This window comes from Mesorhizobium sp. M7A.F.Ca.ET.027.03.2.1 (genome assembly GCF_003999175.1).
GTDB lineage: Bacteria > Pseudomonadota > Alphaproteobacteria > Rhizobiales > Rhizobiaceae > Mesorhizobium.
The window spans coordinates 1-4,499 of the sequence record NZ_RZOM01000481.1; the positions used below are offsets into that span (position 1 = coordinate 1).

A 4,499-nucleotide genomic window follows, 5' to 3' on the forward strand; every position below is an offset into this window, starting at 1 on the left:
GCGTCACGCCGAGGCGAACCTGGCTGTAGATCTTCATCGGCAGCGTCGTCGCGCCCGGCCCGGAGGTGAAGCTTGCGATGACCAGATCGTCGAGCGAAAGCGTGAAAGCCAGCATCCAGCCGGAGACGATCGCCGGCATGATGACCGGCAATGTGATCTGGAAGAAGGTCTTCACCGGCGTTGCGCCAAGATCCATCGCGGCTTCTTCCAGCGAGCGGTCGAAGGTCATAAGGCGCGACTGCACGACCACGGCGACGAAGCACATGGTCAGCGTGATGTGGGCGAGCGTCACGGTGAGGAAGCCGCGGTCGAGCCCGACGGCGACAAAGAGCAGCAGCAGCGACAGGCCGGTGATGACTTCCGGCATGACCAGCGGCGCAAAGACCATGCCGGAGAACAGCACCCTGCCCTTGAAGCGCGTGTAGCGGGTCAAGGTGAGTGCCGCCAGCGTGCCGAGAACGGTCGCTACCGTGGCCGAGATCAGGCCAACGCGCGCCGTCACCCAGGTCGCGTCCATGAGGCCCTGATTGTGGAACAGCGAGACGTACCATTTGGTCGAGAAACCGCCCCAGACCGTAACCAGTTTCGACTCGTTGAACGAGAAGACGATGAGCAGCACGATCGGCAGATAGAGAAAGGCAAAGCCAAGCACGATCGAAGTGATGTTGAAGCGGCTCCAGGTGGCGTTCATGAGGTCACCTGTCCATTTCCTGAGCGCGCGCCTGGGCCCGCTGGAAGAGCATGATCGGCACGATCAGCAGCAACAGCAGGATGACGGCAACGGCCGACGATACCGGCCAGTCGCGATTGGCGAAGAACTCGTTCCACAACGTCTTGCCGATCATCAGCGTCTGCGAGCCGCCGAGCAGATCGGGAATGACGAACTCGCCGACGGCCGGAATGAACACCAGCAGACAGCCGGCGATGACGCCGGGCAGCGACAGCGGGAAGGTGATCTTCCAGAACGCACTTGTCGGCGGACAGCCGAGATCCTTGGCTGCCTCGATCAGCGAATAGTCCATCTTCTCAAGCGCGGAATAGAGCGGCAACACCATGAACGGCAGGTAGGAATAGACGATGCCGATGAAGATCGCCGTATAGGTGTTGAGGATGATCAGCGGCTGGTGGATGACGCCGGTGGCGAGCAGCAACTGATTGAGCAGCCCTTCGGGCTTGAGAATGCCGATCCAGGCGTAGACCCGGATCAGGAACGAGGTCCAGAACGGTAGGATCACCAGCATCAGCAAGGTCGGGCGGATCGTCGCCGGCGCGCGCGCCATGCCATAGGCGATGGGGTAGCCGACGAGCAATGTCAGGACCGTCGAGACCGCGGCGATGATGACGCTGGTTACATAGGCGTTGAAGTAGAGGGCGTCCTGCGTCAGCCAGGCGTAATTGTCGAGGCTGAGTTGCTTCAGCTGAGCCAGGAACCCGGAAATGCCGCCGCTGAAATCGAGCGCCGGCGTATAGGGCGGAATGGCGATCGCCGTCTGCGACAGCGAGATCTTGAAGACGATGACGAACGGAATGAGGAAGAAGAACAGCAGCCAGACATACGGGATGATGATGACCAGTCGGCCAACGAAGGCAGCACCCAGCCTGGCAAGGAGGGATCTGCCGGCATTGGATGCCGGAGAGGCTGATGAGGTGGTGACGGCAGCGCTCGACATGGTCGCCCCTACCGCGTCAGCACGACGCCGGCATCGGGCCGGAAGGAAACCCAGGCGCGGTCGTTCCAGCTCAACGGATCCTCGGTGATGCGGGCCGCATTCATGGTGCTCGCGCGCACCACCTGGCCGTCGTCCAGCCTGACATGGTAGACGGTCATGTCGCCGAGATAGGCGATGTCGTAGACCTCGCCCTCGATGGCGTTGACCGCCTCGGCCGGCTTCTTCGACGACACCTTGATCTTTTCGGGCCTGATGGCGAAGGTGACGGCCGTCCCGGCGCCGGCGGCGCCGGCATTGTCGGTGCGGATGGTGAGGCCATTGCCGGCATCGATGCTGGCGCTGCCGGCCTCGCCACGCGCAATCTTGCCCTCGAACATGTTCACATTGCCGACGAAGCCGGCGACGAAGCGCGATCCGGGCGCCTCGTAGACTTCGGCCGGCGTTGCCACCTGCATCACCTCGCCCTTGTCGATGATGGCGATGCGATCGGCCATGGTCATCGCCTCTTCCTGGTCGTGGGTGACGACGACGAAGGTCAGGCCGAGGTTCTGCTGCAAATCCATCAGTTCGAATTGCGTCTCTTCGCGCAGCTTCTTGTCCAACGCGCCGAGCGGCTCGTCGAGCAGCAGCACCTTCGGCCGCTTGGCGACCGAGCGGGCGAGCGCGACGCGCTGGCGCTGGCCGCCGGATAGTTGGTGCGGCTTGCGCTTGGCGAACTGCTCGAGTTTGACCAGCTTCAGCATCTCGGCAACGCGCGATGCGATTTCGGGCTTTGGCATGCCGTCCTGCTTGAGGCCGAAGGCGATGTTGTTCTCGACCGTCATATGCGGGAACAGCGCATAGGACTGGAACATCATGTTGACAGGCCGCCGGTAGGGCGGGATGCCACGCAGATCCTGGCCGTCAAGCAGAATGCGGCCGGCTGTCGGCTCCTCGAAGCCGGCGAGCATCCTGAGCAGCGTCGACTTTCCGCAACCGGAGGCGCCGAGCAGCGCGAAGAACTCGCGCTCGAAGATGGTCAGAGACAGATTGTTGACGGCGGTGAAGTCACCGAACTTCTTGGTGACGTTGTCGAACTGGATGTACGGCTTGGCATTCGGGTCGTTCCACGGTGCAAAATCCCTGCGGATGCTGCCAAGCGATTTCATATCCCACTCCGTCCTGATTTTCTTGCTTCTTGCCCCAGGTAGAAACGGTCCCGGCAGGTGGCTGCCGGGACCGTGTCGGATTGCTTACTGGCCAGTGACGATCTTGGTCCAGGTGCGCGTGATGACGCGCTGGGTCTTGGGATCGTATGGCGAGACGGTGTAGAGCTTCTTTATGGTCTCGGCATCGGGATAAACCGAAGGATCCTCCAACAATGCCTTGTCGACGAATTGCTGCGAAGCCTTGTTGCCGTTTGCGTAGAGCACGTAGTTCGACGACTTGGCGATGACTTCCGGCTTCATCATGTAGTTGATGAACTCGAGCGCCTCCGCGACATGCGGTGCGTCGGCGGGGATCGCCATCTGGTCGAACCACATCTGCGCGCCCTCCTTCGGCACGGAATAGCCGATTTCGACGCCCTGCTTGGCCTCGACCGCGCGGTTGCGGGCCTGGAACACGTCACCCGACCAGCCGACCGCCAGGCAGATATCACCGTTGGCGAGCGCGTTGATGTATTCGGAGGAATGGAACTTCCTGATGTAAGGCCGCACCTTGAGCAAGGTCTCCTCGGCCTTGGCGATATCATCGGGTGACGTGCTGTTCGGGTCGAGGTTGAGATATTTCAACGCCGCCGGGATGATATCTGCCGGCGAGTCCAGCACGTAGACGCCGCAGTCCTTCAATTTGGCCAGGCTATCGGGATTGAAGAAGACGTCCCAGCTGTCGATCTTGTCAGTGCCAAGCGCCGCCTGCACCTTCTTGATGTTGTAGCCGATGCCAACCGTGCCCCACATGTAGTTGACCGAGTATTCGTTGCCGGGGTCATATTTGGCGGTTCGCTCGGTAACCGTGTCCCACATGTTGGAAATGTTGGGCAGTTTCGACTTGTCGAGCTTCTGGAACACGCCGGCCTGGATCTGGCGCGCAAGGAAATTGCCGCTGGGCACGACGACGTCATAGCCGCTGCCGCCGGCAAGCAGCTTGGTCTCAAGGATTTCGTTGGAATCGAAGGTGTCGTAGACGACCTTGATGCCGGTTTCCTTGGTGAAATCGTCGATGATCGAACTGTCGATGTAGTCCGACCAGTTGAAGACGTTGACGACACGATCCGCGGCGTGACCGCCGACGGTGAACAATGTCAGGAATGCCGAGGTTGCCGAAAGCCAGAGCGCTTTGCGGATCATGCTATTCTCCTTTGATGAGTGTTCCTTCACCGGCTCGTCGCGATATCAGCGCGACCGGCATTTTCTTCAGACTATTGAGCTTTCCAAGGGGCGACAAGCGCGAACTGCCGAGACCATTCAGGCGGTTCGATGAGATGGCTGGATGCCCCTGAGGCGGCTTGGGAGGCGTGCCAATACCGTCATAGGCTTTCGCCGTAGCGCGGGCAGAGATACGACTATATGGTCCGGTCCCGATCGGACCGGCTGGGAGACTTGGCAAGATACGCCTGTCTTGTTGTTGCCGTATTCCCAGCCTGCCCGTGCTGCAGCGACGTTGTCAATGGCAAAGCTGCAGGCCGCCTCAATTAGGCGACGGCACCCCGGTGACCCCTGCGCGTTCGGGCCGTGCCTGCCGCTTGAATTCGAGCCCGATATGGACGAGCAGCGCCGTGACCACCACCGCGCCACCGATGATGGTGCGCCCCGACGGCACCTCGGAATGGATGAGCCAGACCCATAT

At 61.1% G+C, this 4,499-nt stretch carries 4 protein-coding genes and 1 pseudogene; all 5 read right to left on the reverse strand.

Going from position 1 to position 4,499, the window contains the following annotated elements:
• Positions 1-691, reverse strand: a 691-nt coding sequence (locus tag EN750_RS20210; protein ID WP_127397454.1) for an ABC transporter permease subunit, incomplete at its 3' end; no start/stop codon positions are given.
• A gap of 4 nt (positions 692-695) precedes the next feature.
• Positions 696-1,670, reverse strand: coding sequence for an ABC transporter permease subunit (locus tag EN750_RS20215; protein WP_127397455.1), 975 nt, complete (start codon positions 1,668-1,670; stop codon positions 696-698).
• Positions 1,671-1,678: 8 nt separating this feature from the next.
• Positions 1,679-2,818, reverse strand: coding sequence for an ABC transporter ATP-binding protein (locus tag EN750_RS20220; RefSeq protein WP_127397456.1), 1,140 nt, complete (start codon positions 2,816-2,818; stop codon positions 1,679-1,681).
• Between the two features lie 84 nt (positions 2,819-2,902).
• Positions 2,903-4,000 carry a polyamine ABC transporter substrate-binding protein gene (locus EN750_RS20225; protein WP_127268369.1) on the reverse strand — a complete coding sequence of 366 codons (1,098 nt, stop codon included), beginning with the start codon at positions 3,998-4,000 and terminating at the stop codon, positions 2,903-2,905.
• A gap of 340 nt (positions 4,001-4,340) precedes the next feature.
• Positions 4,341-4,499, reverse strand: a pseudogene (locus EN750_RS40845) (EamA family transporter); the annotation flags it as partial.

Coding starts and splice junctions, on each gene's coding strand:
- EN750_RS20225 (WP_127268369.1), bottom strand. CDS start 4,000: ATGATCCGCAAAGCGCTCTGGCTTTCGGCAACCTCGGCATTCCTGACA.
- EN750_RS20215 (WP_127397455.1), bottom strand. CDS start 1,670: ATGTCGAGCGCTGCCGTCACCACCTCATCAGCCTCTCCGGCATCCAAT.
- EN750_RS20220 (WP_127397456.1), bottom strand. CDS start 2,818: ATGAAATCGCTTGGCAGCATCCGCAGGGATTTTGCACCGTGGAACGAC.